General features: G+C 41.7%; 7 protein-coding genes. 1 reads left to right on the top strand and 6 read right to left on the bottom strand.

Annotation, left to right across the window (positions count from 1 at the left end):
- Positions 1–182 precede the first annotated feature (182 nt).
- From IH879_21165 to IH879_21140, 6 genes are all read right to left on the bottom strand, one after another.
- Complete coding sequence (locus IH879_21165; GenBank protein MCH7677438.1) at positions 183–599, bottom strand: DUF1761 domain-containing protein; 417 nt, start codon at positions 597–599, stop codon at positions 183–185.
- Between the two features lie 80 nt (positions 600–679).
- On the bottom strand, positions 680–1,207 hold the full coding sequence (locus IH879_21160; GenBank protein MCH7677437.1) for a DUF4416 family protein: 528 nt from the start codon (positions 1,205–1,207) through the stop codon (positions 680–682).
- Positions 1,204–1,413 carry a hypothetical protein gene (locus IH879_21155; protein ID MCH7677436.1) on the bottom strand — a complete coding sequence of 70 codons (210 nt, stop codon included), beginning with the start codon at positions 1,411–1,413 and terminating at the stop codon, positions 1,204–1,206. The genes IH879_21160 and IH879_21155 overlap by 4 nt, the downstream gene beginning before the upstream one ends.
- Positions 1,414–1,635: 222 nt before the next feature.
- Positions 1,636–2,547: an arylamine N-acetyltransferase gene (locus tag IH879_21150; protein ID MCH7677435.1), complete on the bottom strand. Its 912-nt coding sequence runs from the start codon at positions 2,545–2,547 to the stop codon at positions 1,636–1,638.
- A 1-nt stretch (position 2,548) separates the two neighbouring features.
- Complete coding sequence (locus IH879_21145; GenBank protein ID MCH7677434.1) at positions 2,549–2,911, bottom strand: hypothetical protein; 363 nt, start codon at positions 2,909–2,911, stop codon at positions 2,549–2,551.
- On the bottom strand, positions 2,908–3,198 hold the full coding sequence (locus tag IH879_21140) for a hypothetical protein (GenBank protein ID MCH7677433.1): 291 nt from the start codon (positions 3,196–3,198) through the stop codon (positions 2,908–2,910). The genes IH879_21145 and IH879_21140 overlap by 4 nt, the downstream gene beginning before the upstream one ends.
- Before the next feature lie 145 nt (positions 3,199–3,343).
- On the opposite strand from IH879_21140, the gene IH879_21135 reads away from it, so the two are divergent.
- The coding region (locus IH879_21135) for an amidohydrolase family protein (protein ID MCH7677432.1) at positions 3,344–3,880 on the top strand (537 nt) is incomplete at its 3' end.

Here is a 3,880-nt window from a genome sequence, read left to right as displayed (position 1 = left end):
ATTCACATTTCAGAAATTTGTGGACGCCGATTTTTGGGTCGACTGCCTGCAGACCGGCATCGAATATTTTTCGTGCGTCCTGTCGGAGTTTCAAAATGCTCATTTTTTTGTTCCATTAAAACCGTAATCCTGACAGGGCTCAAAACCCTGTCAGGACTTGCAACCCTTTTCTAATTTATAACTTATTCTGATGACGCGGCAGCGGTGCCATAAATCATGGCGAGAACGATTCCTGCCAGACCTTCCTGCACAATGTGCCAACCAGCATCCACAAGAACCACAACTAAGGAAATGTTAATGGTGCCGTGCAGCATGAGCGACAATGGCAGAATCCAGATTAAGCCGATGAGCGCACCAAATCTAAAGCCTTCTTTGACCGCTGAACCACCCTTGTAACCTAATGGATAGGTGTACGCCATCAGCATGCCAAGCACAAGATAACCAAGCCCAATAAAAGGTATGCTTGGCTCTGCTCGTAATATTGTAGCCATATGAGCGGTGTAAAAGTCGCCCATTAAGAGCGGGTGCCAGAGTGCGCCTAACAGAAATGATGTTATGGCTGCCCCCAGGGAGCCGAGAATGAATTTTTTCCTATCCATTTTTCCTCCTTCCGGTTAAGTGATGTAACTCAATCGTCTCGATTGAGAGTCCTCGCAAATGAGGACATTCGCGTTACAGGTTAATTCAATTTTCGGGCCTGCGCTTTGTACAAAGCTCTGATATCTATAAATGTCTTTTCATAAACTCTGGTTTTAAAATCCGGGAAAGCAAACGGGTATGGTTCGAATTTACCTTTTTCATACCAGAGAGTCGGGTCGGCGTAGATTCCGTGGTCGAGGTAGATTTTTTGGGCGTTAAATTTTGCGGATGCCAGAACCACTTTGTTAGTGTCCATATACCCGGGGTCAAGGTTGACTTTGCGCATGTTTTTTTCTGTTAATTCATCTTCAATTTTGTTGGTTTCGATTTTGATTTTCGCCAGCTCTATTGGATTGATTAGATTGTGAAATGACACAAACTCCCTAAATATCGGCCACCCCATTTCTGCTTTATAATAATCCGAACTCGTAAATTCAAACACGGGACTTTCAAAATCGGTTTCTCCAAATTTTTTGACAACTAAAGTTATGGCTTTTTCTAAAAGCGACTCATCAGTGTACAAAATACCGACAAACAGCTTAACAGGTTCCGGTTCGGTTGGCTTCACTTTTGCACATTCAAGATTTTAAATATTTCTTCTCTGTCCACAGCTTGGGAATTTTCACCTTCTTTAATAGCTTTAATCAATGCAATGTCTTCCACAGCTTCGAAGATTAAATCAGAAAACAATTCTTTGTTTTCTACCAAAACCTCTTCAACTGCCTCCTTTAACAATTTTTTAAGTTTAATTTCGTTAATTGCAGTTTCCATTATATTTCTCCAATGATGAATGAATTTTTTCACAAAAATCGAACCAAGCTCATTGCTTTCATTCAGTGCAAGCTGAATTTGACGCCAGACGATTTGAGAAGTGGAGAGCCTCTTATTAAAAATCGTAAATCGCATATCGTAAATCGTATATTTTCGAGGTCAGAAATCTGATATACGATATATGATTTAGGATTTGCGATCTTGCATCAGCGCTTTTGTCTTTTCTCAAGGCAGGCTGTTTGCGTCTCTAACTATCTCTTTAAGGACTGATTTTTTCGGCACCCAAAGTCCCAACTCTTTTTTCCGTTCGAGATTATCATGTAAAGCCGCTTGCGCCTGCTCGACTATTTGCTTATCGATGCCAAAATTTTCGTGAATAGCCGCGTGGTAATTTCGTTTGATATTAAAATTCCTTTTATCCGAAAAGGTCGTTTCGCGCATAAAATTCTTGTGAATGTAAAGCATTCCGTTTTTCATTACTTTGGTCAAACAGATGCCGTGCATTGAATTCCAACCGAAAGACGCCAGCCAGTGTTGGAGAAATTCTTCGGAGGGTACCGCCCGATCCCGAAACCGGTAGCGCCATTTGCATTCTTTTTTATTAAAAGTAAAAAGATCACATGTCTCACTTGATGGATGGAAACGGAGCTCTATGCCCGAAAATTCATTGCGGAAAAGTTTGGGCTTCTGTGGATTAATTTCCATCGGCTGGGTGAGCAAATAGCCGGGGTCTATCAAATATTTTACCGAATCCAAAACCACAATCAAGCAGCAGTGGATGTTTTTACCGGCCTTCATATCCGCCATTACCGGATAGCAGGTGAAGCCATTTTGAGCTAAAATCGATTGCAGGAAAAAAGTCAACGAAAAGCAGGTCCCGCCTAATTGGCTTGAAATATGAGCTTCGATAACTTCTTCAGGGAGCCTGATTTTGCTGACTTGCGAATCCCAATTCCGGCTCAGCTTGATGATTTTACTGATGTTTTCGTAAGGAATTTGCGCGAAGCGCCTAAGGATTTCTTGTAGAAAAACGAGACCCGGATTTTTAGACGGCAGATGAAAATAATCTAAAAATTCTTCGACACTATCCGTGTGTTTTAGCGGGTCTAAGTGAATGGTTTGCAACGGTTGATTCATATTACGATTCCAGTGATTTCTGTCTCGCGAAAGCGAGAAATTCTCTAACTGCAGTTTCCGGCTTCAAACTTATTTTACTTTCAATTACATTGGAATCAGAGCCGAAATGAAAGTGAAGAGGAAATGTTTTTAACCCCTTCCACTTTGAATGAGGTGAGTTATCGTGGCGATAGATTTCTCCGGTGATATCCCTTCGTTCCCAATGATATGAGAATCTTCCGGGCAAGGCGAGTGACCAGCGAAAATCAATATAGGAATCATCCACAAGCGTCACTCTTAGTTTGTGATTTATAATTTGGCAAGCAATGACAATATCTGAAAATTCCGTAGAGGCTATTTCGGCAAGCGGGTCAAGTTCGATCATTTATCATTTAGCCGCTTGAATAGTTTTTTTATTTCATCAATCCGAAATGTCAAATTGTCGGCTTTTTCAAAATCTTCGAGAAGATCAGATTCGTTGTCGGGGTGTTCAGTTACATATTTGTCGAGTTCCACAAACGATTTCAGATCAAACTTCCTAAAAATTTGCTGGCGTTCTACTTCTAACAGGTGAAGTTGACTTTGTAAAAACGCTTTGATTCCTTCTCTCTTCAACTCTTTTTCGGAAAGCGAAAACTGTGATGCGACTTCTTTGACAAGTGTATCAGTCATAATTTTAACTCCTAACATAACAATTAAACTTAAAAATTTATACCAAAAAATCAAACATTAAATATGTTCAATTAATTTTTTGTAGTTGTATCCGTTTAGGTATTATCGTATTTTTATTGAAGCAAACTAAGGTCTAAAAATTGAAATGAAGAACTCACCCAAAATATTTCGCCAGGGAAATCACATCGTCATGCCCGGCATGGCAACAGCCCATTCGCACGCCTTCCAGCGTGCTTTGCGTGGCCGCACCCAGCGCAGACAAACAAAAGCCGGCTCCTTCTGGTCATGGCGCGGGCTCATGTATGAACTTGCCGGCAAGCTGGATCCCGATGACATATTTAATATTTCGCGTTTTGCATTTGTGGAGTTGGCAATGTCCGGAGTGACGGCAGTTGGCGAATTCCATTACGTGCATCACCAGCAGGATGGCACGCCTTATGACGACCGGACTATTCTCGCAGATTCGGTTATTCGCGCGGCAAAAGAGGTGGGTGTCAGAATTACTTTGATTCGAACAGCCTATTTTCGGGCCGGACAGTACCAGGAAATCGAGTCCACTCAAAAACGTTTTTGCGATCCTTCGGTTGACAAAGTTCTCCAGGATGTTGAAACGCTTTCGAATCGGTATAAAAATGATCCGATGGTGGATGTGGCTGTGGCAGCGCACAGCATTCGCGCGGTG

Source organism: candidate division KSB1 bacterium (assembly GCA_022562085.1).
Taxonomy (GTDB): domain Bacteria; phylum Zhuqueibacterota; class Zhuqueibacteria; order Oceanimicrobiales; family Oceanimicrobiaceae; genus Oceanimicrobium.
Note: the sequence above shows the minus strand (reverse complement) of the source record. Positions and strands in the feature narration are given on the sequence as shown.

Coding starts and splice junctions, on each gene's coding strand:
- IH879_21165 (MCH7677438.1), bottom strand. CDS start 599: ATGGATAGGAAAAAATTCATTCTCGGCTCCCTGGGGGCAGCCATAACA.
- IH879_21140 (MCH7677433.1), bottom strand. CDS start 3,198: ATGACTGATACACTTGTCAAAGAAGTCGCATCACAGTTTTCGCTTTCC.
- IH879_21145 (MCH7677434.1), bottom strand. CDS start 2,911: ATGATCGAACTTGACCCGCTTGCCGAAATAGCCTCTACGGAATTTTCA.
- IH879_21150 (MCH7677435.1), bottom strand. CDS start 2,547: ATGAATCAACCGTTGCAAACCATTCACTTAGACCCGCTAAAACACACG.